Origin of the sequence: Pseudomonas vancouverensis (genome assembly GCF_004348895.1) — a bacterium.
Lineage (GTDB): Bacteria > Pseudomonadota > Gammaproteobacteria > Pseudomonadales > Pseudomonadaceae > Aquipseudomonas > Aquipseudomonas vancouverensis.
Genome location: NZ_RRZK01000002.1, coordinates 233,654 through 247,390, shown reverse-complemented (window position 1 = coordinate 247,390; position 13,737 = coordinate 233,654). Strand labels below are relative to the sequence as shown.

Genomic DNA, 13,737 nt, shown 5'->3' with positions numbered 1-13,737 from the left:
TTGTGCGCGACAGGATGGAGGTATCCAGCCAAGTTACCAATCCCTGTAGAAAAAAATAATCACAAATATTAACGCCTATCACCGGATGACGGGGACGACGTGCTATCAGTCGTAGAGGGTTTAGCTTGCGATAGAGCATAGACGGAACTCAGCGCATTGCAGACCTCGAACGGCGTGCTACACAGTGACAGATCATTGTTGCGAAAGGACTTTTTCAACAGATACAAAAAAGGCCACTCTTTCGAGCAGCCTTTTTTGATGTTTGGTTGCGGGAGCCGGATTTGAACCGACGACCTTCGGGTTATGAGCCCGACGAGCTACCAGACTGCTCCATCCCGCGTCTGTGTGGCGGCATTCTATAGAGAAACTCCGGGGTGTCAACCGTTAATCCGGCGGCAGGTCAAATAAACGTTCAATCGCGTCAAACGGTCGCAGGTGCTACTTAAGTTTCGGAATCAGAACGATTTCTTGTTTCGCTGCGATTCTGCGCTGTGCGCCGGTTGGCGGCAGGGCAGTGAAAAACGAGCACGCACAAAAAAGGCCACTCTTTCGAGTAGCCTTTTTTGATGTTTGGTTGCGGGAGCCGGATTTGAACCGACGACCTTCGGGTTATGAGCCCGACGAGCTACCAGACTGCTCCATCCCGCGTCTGTGTGGCGCATTCTATAGAGATACGTGGGGGTGTCAACCGCCAATATTGAAAAAAGCTGTTCTGGTTCAATTGCTTAGCTGCAAAATGTCGTCGCTTGTCAGGCTGAGACGCAGGCAGGGCAAGGGCTGCGGCTCTATCGAAAGTGTTTTTTCGATTGAAAAAATAAATTCTGCAGCGACTCCTCCTACGTAAGCAGAAGAACATTCAGACTACTGGTGCTATATACAGGTGTCGGTGCGATACTGTTTATCCGGCACGCATTGACGCCTTTTCCTGCCATGAACACTGCTTTGATATGACTCAGCGAAAGATCATCCACGTCGATTGTGACTGTTTCTACGCCGCCATCGAAATGCGCGACGACCCGCGCCTGGCCGGCAAACCGCTGGCGGTGGGGGGCTCGGCAGACCGTCGGGGCGTGATTGCGACCTGCAATTACGAGGCGCGAGCCTATGGCGTGCGATCGGCCATGTCTTCGGGGCATGCCTTGAAGCTCTGTCCGGACCTGACCATCGTCAAGCCGCGCATGGATGCCTATAGAGAAGCGTCGAAGGAGATCCATACGATCTTTCGCGATTACACCGAGATCATCGAGCCCCTGTCGCTCGACGAGGCTTACCTCGATGTTTCGGACAGCGCGCATTTTGGCGGCAGCGCTACGCGGATCGCCCAGGACATCCGTCGCCGCGTTTCCAATCAATTGCATATCACCGTGTCTGCGGGCGTGGCGCCGAACAAGTTTCTCGCCAAGATCGCCAGTGACTGGAAGAAGCCCAACGGTTTGTTCGTGATTACTCCGGATCAGGTCGAGGATTTCGTCAGCGGCCTGCCGGTCAGCAAGTTGCACGGGGTCGGCAAGGTCACCGCTGACAGACTGGGCAAACTCGGCATTGCCGATTGCTCGCAGTTGCGGGAGTGGGACAAGTTGGCGCTGGTGCGCGAATTCGGCAGTTTTGGCGAACGACTCTGGAGCCTCGCGCGTGGGATTGATGAGCGGGTCGTGCATAACGACAGTCGTCGTCAGTCGATCAGCGTGGAAAATACCTACGATGTCGACCTGCCCGATTTGCGCAGCTGTCTGGATAAGTTGCCTGAGTTGCTGGACACCCTGGCCGGGCGCATGGCACGAATCGACAGCAGCTATCGACCGGGCAAGCCCTTCGTCAAAGTGAAATTCCACGATTTCACCCAGACCACCCTGGAGCAGGCCGGGGCAGGGCGGGATTTGGGCAGCTATCAGTTGATGCTCACCCAAGCGTTCAATCGCGGTGGCAAACCGGTGCGCTTGCTCGGGGTTGGGGTGAGGCTGGAGGATTTGCGCGGCGGGTATGAACAGATGGAGCTGTTCGAGCGCTAGGCACAAACAAAAAACGCAGCCATGGCTGCGTTTTTGTTTGGTGGTAGCGCTTAATTGAGTTCCGGGTTGGCAACCAGGCGTTCGCCATCCCGGGTCAGCGACTTGAGGAATTCTCGCTGCAACTCCGGATCATTGCGTGTCAGCTCGATCAGGCTCTGTTCCAGCTCGTTGGCTTCTTCTTCAAGACCCAGTTCTGACAGGCGCTTGACCCGGTGAACCCACTGGCTGACGTCATCGCCTTCCAGATCGTCGTAGATCAAGCCGTGAGCTTCATAGAGTTTGCTACGCAACGTGCTGCTGATTGCCAGGGCCGCATCGGTGTGGACATTGTCCTGGGCGTCTTCGACCCTGATCAGCAAGCGGGTCAGATGGTTGATGTCATGTTCGGCGAACGGGCTGTCGAGCAGGTTCAGGCGCAGGATGCCGTTCTTGTCGGTGCTCAGCTCGAACGTTTCCTTGCCGGCCTTGACCTCCACCGGGCGCTCGCTCCAGGGCAGGCTCGAATATTCCGTGCGCTTGTCACGCTGGACTTCGTCGATGCCGGCCAGGTTCTGCTGCGCGCGACCATGGGACTGCACGTTCATGAACGGGTTGAGCCCGGCGATACCGTAGCTGAGCCAATCCTTGGTCATGCTGTCCGGCAGGTTGCCGAGGGCAAACACGTTGACCACGTTGGCTGCTGCGCCCGCCACCACCGCAACCGCGCCCAGCGGGATCTCGTAGATCTCCCGCCAGGGTTGGTACGGCGTGTAGCGGTCGTAGTGACGCGTCACTTCGTACTCGGTGACTTCGAAGGTCTTCTGCTCGTGGATTTTCACCCGTCGCTGCGGCAGTTCCAGCACATTGGGCTCGCCAACCTCGACCTGCAGGCTGTGATCGAGCAGTTTGCGCTCGACCCGTTCCTCGTGCTCGCTGCGTTGCGACATGTGATTGGCACAGCCGCTGACCAGCAGGGAGCCGCACAGGGCGGCACCACCGAGGCCTAAGGTGTTTCGCTTGAACATGACGTCTCTATATCTGGTATCAGCGGCGGATGCGGGCCTGAAGGAAGGACAGCACATCGGCAACCGGCAGCGCTTGCGCTTCGGCCTCGGTGCGGCTCTTGTATTCCAGGTTGCCTTCGGCCAGACCACGGTCGCTGACCACGATGCGGTGCGGAATGCCGATCAGCTCCATGTCCGCGAACTTGATGCCCGGGCTGGTTTTCTTGTCACGGTCATCCAGCAGCACTTCGAAGCCGGCGGCGGTCAGTTCCGCGTACAGCTTGTCGGTGGCTTCGCGCACCTGCTCGGTTTCGTAGCGCAGCGGTACCAGGGCAACCTGGAAAGGCGCGAGGGTATCGCTCCAGATGATGCCGTTTTCGTCGTTGTTCTGCTCGATGGCGGCGGCCACCACGCGGGACACGCCAATACCGTAGCAACCCATTTCCAGGGTGACCGGCTTGCCGTTCTCGCCCAGCACTTCGCACTTCATCGCCTTGCTGTACTTGTTGCCCAGCTGGAAGATGTGGCCGACTTCGATGCCGCGCTTGATTTCCAGAGTGCCTTTGCCGTCCGGGCTCGGATCACCGGCCACGACGTTACGCAGGTCGGCAACGGTTGGAACCGGCAGGTCACGCTCCCAGTTCACGCCGAAGTAGTGTTTGTCGTCGATGTTGGCACCGATGCCGAAGTCGCTCATCAGCTCGACCGAACGGTCGATGATGATCGGCAGTGGCAGGTTCAGCGGGCCGAGGGAACCGGCGCCGGCGCCGATGGCGTCACGCAGTTCGGCATCGGAGGCCATGACCAGCGGGCTGGCGACACCAGGCTGGTTGGCTGCCTTGATTTCGTTCAGTTCGTGGTCGCCGCGGATGATCAGGGCGATCAGCTTGCCTTTTTCTTCGGCGTGGACGATCAGGGTCTTGATGGTCTTTTCAATCGGCAGATTGAATTTTTCCACCAGGGCCGCGATGGTCTTGGTGTCCGGGGTATCGACCAGACGCAGTTCTTCGCTTGGCGCAGCGCGGGAGGTTTCACGCGGTACGGCTTCGGCTTTCTCGATGTTCGCCGCGTAGTCGGAGCCGTTGCTGAAGACGATGTCGTCTTCGCCGGACTCGGCCAGTACGTGGAACTCGTGGGAACCGGCGCCACCGATAGAGCCGTTGTCGGCTTCCACAGGGCGGAACTTCAGGCCCAGGCGAGTGAACACATTGCAGTACGCCTGGTGCATACGGTCGTAGGTGACCTGCAGCGAAGGCTGGTCAGCGTGGAACGAATAGGCGTCCTTCATGATGAATTCGCGGCCGCGCATCAAGCCGAAGCGTGGGCGGATTTCGTCACGGAATTTGGTCTGGATCTGATACAGGTTGATCGGCAGCTGCTTGTAGCTGCTCAATTCGTTGCGCATCAGGTCGGTGATGACTTCTTCATGGGTCGGGCCGGCGCAGAAATCGCGACCGTGGCGATCCTTGAAACGCAGCAATTCAGGGCCGTACTCTTCCCAGCGCCCGGATTCCTGCCACAGCTCGGCTGGCTGGGTGCTCGGCATCAACACTTCGAGAGAACCGGCAGCGTTCATTTCTTCACGAACGACGGCTTCGACCTTGCGCATCACTCGCAAGCCCATCGGCAGCCAGGTGTACAGGCCCGAGGCGAGTTTGCGGATCATGCCGGCGCGCAGCATCAGCTGATGGCTGATCACGACCGCGTCGGAAGGCGTTTCTTTCTGTGTGGCGAGCAAAAATTGACTGGTGCGCATGGTTGGCCGTTATCGATTGCTGATGACGAGAAATGACGGAGCATTGTACGGGCGAGATCCGCTGGCGTACAGGCGTGCGGTCGGTGGTGTGGCAGGGGGCGGAATTCGTACCGCCTCCTGCGAAATTTCCTGTGTAAAGATCCTACGATTCTTCGGCGACCGGTGCCTGTACCGGCTCCGGCGTGGGGGTCGGACCTTCGCGGCGGCTTTCCTGGAACCAGTGCAGGGCAATCAGCACCAAGGTCGGAACACCGAGCAACGCGGTGATCAGGAAGAAGTTGTGGTAACCGAATTTTTCCACCATGACCCCGGAATAGCCGCCGATCAGGCGCGGCAGCAACAGCATGATCGAGCTGAGCAGGGCGTACTGGGTGGCGGAGAACTTGAGGTTGGTCAGGCTCGATAGATAGGCCACGAACGCCGAGGTCGCCATGCCGGAACTGAAGTTGTCCAGGGAAATGGTCACGATCAGCATCTGCAGGTTCGGGCCCATGTCGGCCAGCATCAGGAACAGCAGGTTGGTGGCAGCGGACGCCGCACCGCCGATGAACAGGATCGGCAGAATGCCGAAGCGCACGATCAGCAGGCCGCCCATGCCGGCGCCCACCAGGGTCATGATCAGGCCGAAAATCTTGCTGACGCTGGCGATCTGGTCCTTGGTGAAGCCCTGGTCGATATAAAACACGTTGGCCATCACGCCCATCACCGTATCGGACATCCGATAGGTGGCGATCAGCCCGAGCAGCAGGAATGCCTGCCAGCGATAACGCAGGATGAAGTCATTGACCGGTGTCAGCACTGGCGCCAGTCCGCGACGGCCCATGGCCGAGAGGCACAGGGCGGTGAGGAGGGTGTAGAGAATGGCACGCAGGAACGCGCGGTCTTCCAGCAGCAGGTCGAGCAGGCTGACACCATGGAACAGCACGCTGGCAAAGTCAGTGTTGTAGAGCTGGGTGAACATCGCCGGTACGGAAACCAGCAAGACGATCAGCACGAATACCGATGCCAGTTGGTGCGCGAAGCTGTAGCGCCCGGCCTGCAATTGCGTGCGCAGGGGCACCGGCGGTTCGCGCATGAACAGGCTGGTCAGCAGTGCCGGCACCATCAGCGCGCCGAACAGCACGTAGGTGCCGGCCCAGGCGGAATGTTGATAGTTGAAGCCAGTGGAACCGAAACCTTCGGCGAAATACAGCGCGCCGGCCGTGGCCAGCAACGCGGCGATCCGGTAGCCGGACATGTAGCTGGCGGCGAGGGCGGCCTGGCGGTTGTCTTCGGCGATTTCCAGGCGGTAGGCGTCGACCGCGATGTCTTGCGTCGCCGAGGCGAACGCAACCACGACGGCAATGGCGATCAGCCAGGACAAGTGTTTTTGTGGGTCGCAGAAGCCCATGCCGATCAGGCCGAGGATCACCAGCGACTGAGACAGTACGAGCCAGGAACGTCGTCGACCGAGCTTGCCCAGCAAGGGCAGGCGCCACTGGTCGAGCAGGGGTGACCATACCCATTTGAAGGCATAGGCGAGGCCGATCAGGCTTGCATAGCCAATGGTTTCGCGAGCCACACCGGCTTCACGCAGCCAGACCGAAAGCGTCGAAAACACCAGCATGTAAGGCAAGCCGGCGGCGAAACCAAGCAGCAACAGCACGAGTGTCGAAGGGCTGGCATAGGCGGCGAGCGCGGCGCGCCAGGTTTTACGGGGCATGGGCTGGAGTCTGCCTCAAGAAATACGAAAACAAAGCGCGCACTCTAACCGCTGTGCTCTACCGGGCGCCAGCCATGGCGCTGAATATCAACACGATTGTTCAGGATACTGACCCCTTCGGTTCGTAAACGTGCACGCTGTTCGTCCCCCGAAACGCTGCCTGCCGGCAGGCTGAGGCGTCCGCCGGCGCCCAACACCCGGTGCCAGGGCAATTTGCTGTCGCCCGGTAGCTGGCTGAGTGTCCTGCCGACCCAGCGGGCGGCGCGGCCCAGTCCCGCCAGCTCTGCCAATTGACCGTAGCTCACGACTTTACCTTCGGGTACTTGGGCGAGCGTCAGATACAGCGCCGTGCGTCGGATTTGCGCCGGGCTTTCGGGTTCATCTATTGAGTCGGTCACCGGTGTGTTCCCTGAAAAAGCCTGCATTACCTTCCTATAGAGTAATTCGTGCGCGGGTTGTTTCGAAATGAACTCGATGGAATTCGTCGGGTCAGTCCTTGCTAGGGCGTTGTTCCAACGGATAATGCCGCCTTTTTTCGCCAACTGAGCCTGTATTTGCTTATGTTATCCAGAACCCTGTTGTGCGTGGCGGTGGCCTGCGCCTCGACGCCCTTGCTTGCCGACACCGTGTGGTTGAAGAACGGCGACAAGCTCAGCGGCAAGATAACCCTGTTCGACGGTGGCAAACTGCTGATACAGACCGCGTACGCCGGTGGCGTGACCATCGACTGGAAACAGGTAAAAACCCTGGAAAGCGATCAGGAGTTGCTGGTCAAGCAGGATGCCTACACCGGGGAGAAAGCCAAGTCGCTGAAAGCGGCGGATGACGGCAAAGTGACCCTGGCCAATGGTGAAGCGCCCAAGACCGTGGAGTTGGCCAGCGTGCAGCAGATTCTCAAGCCCAAACCCGTGGTCGAGGATCTGGTGTGGAAGGGCAATGTCGACGTGGCGCTGGATTATCAGCGGGCGGAAAACAAGACCGACGACTACGACGTCGATTTCAAGACCACAGCGCGCCATGGTCGCTGGCGGCACACGGCCGAAGGTGAGTACAACCGTGAGTTCCAGGACGATGTGGTGACCACCGACAACTGGCGCGCCGAGTACTCCATCGACCGCTTCCTCACGGATAAATGGTTCTGGCAGGGGCGCCTGGTGTACAAGCGTGACAAGGTCGAAGACCTGTCCCGGCAGCGCACGGTCGGTACCGGTCCCGGTTATCAGTTCTGGGATGACGAGCTTGGGGCCTTCTCCCTGGGCTCGCTGCTCAACCATACCGACTATGAGTTTGCCGATGGCAGCAAGGACAACTTCTACTCCGTCGCCATGAAGTGGGACTACAACCGTTACCTGATTGGCAAGAAGGTCGAATTTTTCACTAACGGCGAGCTCGGCAAGCCGTTGTCGGACGTGGCCAATTACGCGCTGGATGCGGAGATGGGGCTGCGCTACAAGGTAACTGACTGGGCGTCGCTGAATCTGAAGGCTGAACGCGACATCATCAGCGGCACGGATGATGCGGATCTGGACAAGACCCGGTACACGGCGGGGTTTGGCGTGACCTGGTAAACATCGTCAATATCGGGATCGTCCGGGCCTGCGCTCGGGCGATCTTTTTTTGTGGGCTGAAAAATACTCGCCCACAAAAAAGCCCCGCTGTTAAGGGCGGGGCTTTTTACTAAAGCAAGTACAAGTTAGATAACTTGAACTTCTTCAGCTTGCATGCCTTTCTGACCGCGGGTAGCGATGAAAGAAACCTGTTGGCCTTCTTTCAGGCTTTTGAAGCCGTCGGACTGGATAGCTTTGAAGTGAACGAACAGGTCGTCACCGGATTGTGGAGTGATGAAGCCGAAGCCTTTTTCATCGTTGAACCACTTAACGGTACCGGTTTGGCGATTAGACATGGTGTAACTCCTTGAACAAAGATAACTGCGACTCAGGAAGAACCCTGGCCGAGACTGAGTGCAAAGAGCAGGAAAAATTCTTGTAGATGGTTGGATCGAAATTCAACATATCGTGTAGAGATTCTCAGTGACACAAGCAGCACAGTGGCGCCACCTTAACCCTTTTTCCGGAACGTGCCAATGCTTCTTGCGAAGGTTTCTCCGTTTTAGGGATCGGCGGTGTGACGGTTCGTCGCCAGGGCGCGTATTTCCTGCATGTTCGGCGAGAATTGCAGCGCGGACTTTGAACCCGGCGGCGCGCCCGGTAAGATGCCCAACAGAATTTTTCGACCTCGCTATTCAGGACACCCGCCATGAGCATCAAATCGGACAAGTGGATTCGCCGCATGGCGCAGGAACACGGCATGATCGAGCCGTTCGTCGAGCGCCAGGTACGTGGCAGCGACGACAGCCGTGTGATCTCCTACGGTGTGTCGAGCTACGGCTACGATGTGCGTTGCACCAATCATTTCAAGGTGTTCACCAACATCAATTCGGCCATCGTCGATCCGAAAAACTTCGACGCCGGCAGCTTCGTCGATGTCCACAGTGACGTCTGCATCATTCCGCCGAACTCCTTCGCTCTGGCCACGACCGTTGAATACTTCCGTATTCCACGCAACGTCCTGACCATCTGCCTGGGCAAGAGCACCTACGCGCGCTGCGGCATCATCGTCAACGTCACCCCGCTCGAGCCCGAGTGGGAAGGCCAGGTGACCCTGGAGTTCTCGAACACCACCAACCTGCCAGCGAAGATCTACGCCAACGAAGGCGTGGCGCAGATGCTGTTCCTCGAATCCGACGAGGAATGCGAAGTCTCCTACAAGGACCGTGCCGGCAAGTACCAGGGCCAGCGTGGCGTGACCCTGCCGCGTACCTGAGTCAACCGTCTGACCGACGTCGGGAATTCTTCAGCGAGCGTACACTCTATGGGGTGTACTGCTCCGATCCACGCAAGGCGGATCGGGCTATCGCTCAGGAGTACCGAATGAAGATCGATCCGCGCATCAGTGCCGAACTGGCAAGGCTGGAACCCAATCAGGTTGGCGTTCTGGCCTGGTCATTGCTGGCCCATCCGCCCGTCAGTATGGCAGGAGGCATCCCCGGCCAGCCTGATCCCGATACCCCCAATGAACAGCCTACCGAGCCCGGTGAGCCCACCCTTCCGGATGAGCCACCGCCTGCGCCTGTGGTCTGATTTCAATTGGATCTGCCTGCTGTAGGAGCGAGCATGCTCGCGATGAACCAGCGAACGCCGTGGGGCATCAGGCGCCCCGCGTTATCGTTAACGACCATCGCGAGCGAGCTCGCTCCTACAGGTTCGCGGGGGTCACAGGCCAGATTTCGTTATCGCCGATAACGAAGATTTTGCAGTGCTCGTCCTGCGTGACCTGATACCCGCCGGTAAATGCGCCAAAGGCAGGTAAAAGGCTGACGTCCTGGCCCAGCCTGAAGCACGCCAGTCGCAGACTTTGCCGCCCTCGACCCTTCAGCCGATAGACCGGATGTACGTGACCGGCCAGCACATGCCGGTCCGGATGCGGTTGTGGCTCATGCTGCAAGGCGAACGGCCCAAACAGAAAAGGCTCGGGCACGACGCGAATGTTCAGCGCCGCAGGTGGGTCGCCGGCGCTTTTGTCGTGATTACCACGGATTAGTGTCATGGCCAGGTCAGGGTGTCGCCCGCGCCACTCGGCCAGGACTTGAAGAGTGGCTTGGGCATGGGAGCCGGGGCCATGGAGGAAGTCGCCGAGAAAAATCAGCTGGCGAACGGGCAGGTTCGCTAACAGGCCATCCAGCCGTGCAATGTTTTGCGCCGTGGTACCCCGAGGCACCGGTTGGCCAAAGCTGCGATAAGCTGCAGCCTTGCCGAAATGCACGTCTGCCACCAGCAAGGCCTGCTGCACCGGCCAATACATGGCTTTCTGCGGCAACAGCCACAGCTCTTCGCCCGCCAGTCTTACGGGATAAGGGGCGTTCATTGCGCTTTCCGCGATTCGGCGGATTTTTCCAGATCACCGATCAGTCGTCGGATACGGTCGGCGAGTTTTTCCGAGCTCATGCTTTCGCGCATGCGCTCCACCAACAAAGGGAAGGCGAGGGGCGTCGGGCGCTTGATCCCATGCAGGTCGAGGCGCAGTCGGTTGATCCGTTCCAGGGTCTGTTCGAGGCGGCGAATATCCAGCTCCTCGCGCAAGACTTCTGCTCCTGCCTGGGCCAGCAGCAGATTACCGGCGTCGTACTGCTTGAACACTTCGAAGAACAATCCACTGGAAGCTTGAACCTGACGCGTGCTTTTCGCTGCACCGGGGTAACCGGCGAACACCAGCCCGGCGATCCGGGCAATCTCGCGGAAACGACGCAAGGCCAGTTCGCCGGCATTGAGGCTGGCGAGTACGTCTTCCAGCAGATGATCGGGTTTCAGCAGGTCGGGGTTCAGTTGTTCGAACCAATCCACAGCGGTCGCACTGAGCAATTCCAGGCCGTAATCGTTGACGGCAATGGAAAAGGTCACGGCCTGGCGCTGGCTGATGCGCCTGGCCAGCAGGCTGGCCAGGCCCAGATGCACCTGGCGCCCGGCGAAGGGATACAGGAACAGATGCCAGCCTTCGCGGGATTTCAGCGATTCGGCCAACAGACTGGTTTCGGTCGGCAGGCCGGACCAGCGCTGTTGCAGCGCCAGCAGCGGACGCAATGCCTGCATTTCCGGGCCGAGCAGTTCGCCCTGGGCGGCCGCGCTGAATCGCGCCACCACGGCATTGGCCAACTCGCTCGACAGCGGCATGCGCCCGCCATTCCAGCGCGGCACGGCGGCTTTCTTGACGGTGCTGCGCTTGACGTAGGCAGTCATGTTTTCCACTCGAACCAGTTCCAGCAAACGTCCGCCGAACAAGAAACCGTCGCCGGGCCTGAGGCGCGCGATGAAACCTTCCTCGACGCTGCCCAGTTGCTTGCCGCCACCGCCCTTGCTCCAGAACTTCAACTGGATGCTTGCATCACTGACGATGGTGCCGATGCTCATGCGATGACGCCGCGCCAGTCGTGCATCGGGGACACGCCACACGCCCTGTTCATCAGGCTCGACCCGGCGATAATCCGGATAAGCCGTCAGGGAAAGCCCGCCGTGGCGCACAAAAGCCAACGCCCAGGCCCAGTCAGCCGGGCTCAAGTCGCGGTAAGCCCAGGCGCCACGAACTTCCTCGTACAGCTCATCGGGCAGGAAACCACCGCCCAACGCGATGCTGACCAGATGCTGGACCAGCACATCCAGCGGCTTGTCCGGTGAGACCCGCGGTTCGATGCGTCGTTGCGCCACGGCGTCCCGGGCCGCGGCCGCCTCGATCAACTCAAGACTGTGGGTGGGCACCAATGTGACCCGTGATGCTCTCCCCGGTGCATGCCCGGAACGCCCGGCACGCTGCATCAGTCGTGCGACACCTTTGGCCGAGCCGATCTGCAGCACACGCTCCACCGGCAGAAAGTCCACGCCCAGATCCAGGCTGGACGTGCAAACCACGGCTTTGAGCTGGCCGTCCTTGAGCGCACGCTCAACCCAGTCGCGGGTCTCGCGCGACAGCGAACTGTGGTGCAGTGCGATCAGACCGGCCCAGTCCGGACGGGCCTCGAGCAAGGCTTGATACCAGATCTCCGCTTGCGCACGGGTGTTGGTAAACACCAGCGTGCTGGGGCTGCATTCGAGTTCGGCGACAACCTGCGGCAACATCGTCAAACCGATGTGCCCGGCCCATGGAAAGCGCTCGATGGCGGGCGGAATCAGCGTATCGACGCGCAACGACTTGCTGCTCTGGCCCTGCACGCTGATGCCGCCACCTTGCGGGATCAATACCTGTTCGGCGTGGGCCTGATTACCCAGTGTCGCGGAAATGCCCCAGACAATCAGCTGCGGCTGCCAACGGCGCAAGCGCGCCAGGGCCAGTTGCAGCTGCACGCCGCGCTTGTTGCCGAGCAGTTCGTGCCACTCGTCGACCACCACCATACGCAAGCTCGCCAGTGCTGATTGTGCATCGCCACGGGCCAGCATCAGGGTCAGGCTTTCCGGGGTAGTGATCAGCGTGGTGGGCAGGCGCCGACTCTGCTTCGCCCGTTCGCTGCTACTGGTATCGCCCGTGCGCAGACCGACGCTCCAGGGAATTTGCAGATCGAGCAGCGGTGTTTGCAGTGCCCTCGCGGTGTCGGCAGCCAACGCGCGCATGGGGGTTATCCACAACACCGTCAGCGGTTCGGCGACGGGTTTGCGTTTGCGCGTTGTTTCAGCGAGAGGCGCCGTTGGGGCGAAACGATTGAGTGCGGCAAACCAGACCGCATAGGTTTTACCGGCACCGGTGCTGGCGTGGAGCAGCCCGGACTGACCCTGCTTTACCGCCGTCCACACCTGTTTCTGAAAGGCGAACGGCTTCCAGCCGCGAGCGGTGAACCATTGTCTGGCGTAGTCGGGGGAGGTTCCCATGCCGCGGAGTGCGCTCTGAAGGTGTTCCTTCAGTGACCGCAGGAGATTGGAACAAGTTTAATTGCTTTGTTTTTGTGGGAGCGGGCGAGCCCACTCCCACAGATATTTACTTCAGGTTGCCGCTGAGGAATTGCTTCAACCGCTCACTCTTCGGATTGCCCAGCACGTCTTCCGGTGCGCCTTCTTCTTCCACCAGCCCTTGATGCAGAAACAGCACCTGGCTCGACACCTTGCGGGCGAAGCTCATTTCGTGGGTCACCATGATCATGGTCCGGCCTTCCTCGGCCAGGCCCTGGATCACCTTGAGCACTTCACCCACCAGTTCCGGGTCGAGCGCCGAGGTCGGCTCGTCGAACAGCATCACTTCCGGTTCCATGGCCAGTGCGCGGGCAATGGCGACCCGTTGTTGCTGGCCACCGGAGAGAAAGGCCGGGTATTGATCGGCGACACGGGAGGCCAGGCCCACCTTGTCCAGATAACGCCGGGCACGGTCTTCGGCTTCTTTCTTGTCGCAACCCAGCACCCGGCGCGGGGCCATGGTGATGTTCTCAAGCACGGTCATGTGGCTCCACAGGTTGAAGTGCTGGAACACCATGGCCAGGCGCGTGCGGATCCGTTGCAGTTCGTCGGCATCGGCCACGTGCATGCCGTGGCGATCCTTGATCATGCGCACGCTCTGGCCGTCGAGGCTCATGGCGCCGTCGTTGGGCTGTTCGAGAAAGTTGATGCAACGCAGGAAGGTACTTTTACCCGAACCACTGGCGCCGATCAGGCTGATGACATCGCCGGTTTTGGCCTTGAGCGAAACACCTTTGAGCACCTCGTGATCGCCGTAGCTTTTATGCAGGCCTTCGATGGTCAATTTGTACATGGGGCA

General features: G+C 59.7%; 12 protein-coding genes and 2 tRNA genes. 4 read left to right on the top strand and 10 right to left on the bottom strand.

Features of this window, described 5'->3' with window-relative positions:
- Positions 1–263: 263 nt before the first annotated feature.
- Together EIY72_RS01385 and EIY72_RS01380 are read right to left on the bottom strand one after the other, a co-directional pair.
- Positions 264–340 (bottom strand) — tRNA-Met (locus EIY72_RS01385).
- A gap of 231 nt (positions 341–571) precedes the next feature.
- A tRNA-Met gene (locus EIY72_RS01380) sits at positions 572–648 on the bottom strand.
- A gap of 299 nt (positions 649–947) precedes the next feature.
- Here EIY72_RS01380 and dinB point away from each other — a divergent pair.
- Entirely contained in the window at positions 948–2,009 is a 1,062-nt protein-coding gene (gene dinB / locus EIY72_RS01375) for a DNA polymerase IV (protein WP_093225994.1), read from the top strand.
- 50 nt (positions 2,010–2,059) lie between these two features.
- Here dinB and EIY72_RS01370 read toward each other — a convergent pair whose 3' ends face one another.
- The 4 genes from EIY72_RS01370 to EIY72_RS01355 form a co-directional block, all read right to left on the bottom strand.
- Positions 2,060–3,013, bottom strand: a complete 954-nt coding sequence (locus EIY72_RS01370; protein WP_093225991.1) for a hypothetical protein — start codon at positions 3,011–3,013, stop codon at positions 2,060–2,062.
- Positions 3,014–3,032: 19 nt separating this feature from the next.
- Positions 3,033–4,748 carry a proline--tRNA ligase gene (locus EIY72_RS01365; protein ID WP_093225988.1) on the bottom strand — a complete coding sequence of 572 codons (1,716 nt, stop codon included), beginning with the start codon at positions 4,746–4,748 and terminating at the stop codon, positions 3,033–3,035.
- A 142-nt stretch (positions 4,749–4,890) separates the two neighbouring features.
- Positions 4,891–6,450, bottom strand: a complete 1,560-nt coding sequence (locus EIY72_RS01360) for an AmpG family muropeptide MFS transporter (RefSeq protein ID WP_093225986.1) — start codon at positions 6,448–6,450, stop codon at positions 4,891–4,893.
- 44 nt (positions 6,451–6,494) lie between these two features.
- Positions 6,495–6,875 carry an MGMT family protein gene (locus tag EIY72_RS01355; protein WP_231985606.1) on the bottom strand — a complete coding sequence of 127 codons (381 nt, stop codon included), beginning with the start codon at positions 6,873–6,875 and terminating at the stop codon, positions 6,495–6,497.
- A gap of 135 nt (positions 6,876–7,010) precedes the next feature.
- On the opposite strand from EIY72_RS01355, the gene EIY72_RS01350 reads away from it, so the two are divergent.
- Positions 7,011–8,018 (top strand): DUF481 domain-containing protein, encoded by a 1,008-nt coding sequence (locus EIY72_RS01350; RefSeq protein WP_093225983.1) that lies wholly within the window; start codon positions 7,011–7,013, stop codon positions 8,016–8,018.
- Positions 8,019–8,143: 125 nt separating this feature from the next.
- Here EIY72_RS01350 and EIY72_RS01345 read toward each other — a convergent pair whose 3' ends face one another.
- The gene (locus tag EIY72_RS01345) at positions 8,144–8,353 is read right to left on the bottom strand and encodes a cold-shock protein (protein ID WP_002554837.1); all 210 of its coding nucleotides are present in this window, start codon (positions 8,351–8,353) and stop codon (positions 8,144–8,146) included.
- Between the two features lie 353 nt (positions 8,354–8,706).
- Here EIY72_RS01345 and dcd point away from each other — a divergent pair, with 353 nt between their 5' ends.
- Both dcd and EIY72_RS01335 read left to right on the top strand, forming a co-directional pair.
- Positions 8,707–9,273 (top strand): dCTP deaminase, encoded by a 567-nt coding sequence (dcd, locus tag EIY72_RS01340; RefSeq protein WP_007954988.1) that lies wholly within the window; start codon positions 8,707–8,709, stop codon positions 9,271–9,273.
- Positions 9,274–9,380: 107 nt separating this feature from the next.
- The gene (locus tag EIY72_RS01335; RefSeq protein WP_093225980.1) at positions 9,381–9,590 is read left to right on the top strand and encodes a hypothetical protein; all 210 of its coding nucleotides are present in this window, start codon (positions 9,381–9,383) and stop codon (positions 9,588–9,590) included.
- Positions 9,591–9,705: 115 nt separating this feature from the next.
- Here EIY72_RS01335 and pdeM read toward each other — a convergent pair whose 3' ends face one another.
- The 3 genes from pdeM to EIY72_RS01320 all read right to left on the bottom strand — a co-directional run bounded on the left by pdeM (position 9,706) and on the right by EIY72_RS01320 (position 13,731).
- Positions 9,706–10,374 carry a ligase-associated DNA damage response endonuclease PdeM gene (gene pdeM / locus EIY72_RS01330; RefSeq protein WP_093225978.1) on the bottom strand — a complete coding sequence of 223 codons (669 nt, stop codon included), beginning with the start codon at positions 10,372–10,374 and terminating at the stop codon, positions 9,706–9,708.
- On the bottom strand, positions 10,371–12,860 hold the full coding sequence (locus tag EIY72_RS01325) for a ligase-associated DNA damage response DEXH box helicase (protein ID WP_093225975.1): 2,490 nt from the start codon (positions 12,858–12,860) through the stop codon (positions 10,371–10,373). The genes pdeM and EIY72_RS01325 overlap by 4 nt, the downstream gene beginning before the upstream one ends.
- Before the next feature lie 106 nt (positions 12,861–12,966).
- Entirely contained in the window at positions 12,967–13,731 is a 765-nt protein-coding gene (locus tag EIY72_RS01320; protein ID WP_093225973.1) for an ABC transporter ATP-binding protein, read from the bottom strand.
- Positions 13,732–13,737 lie beyond the last annotated feature (6 nt).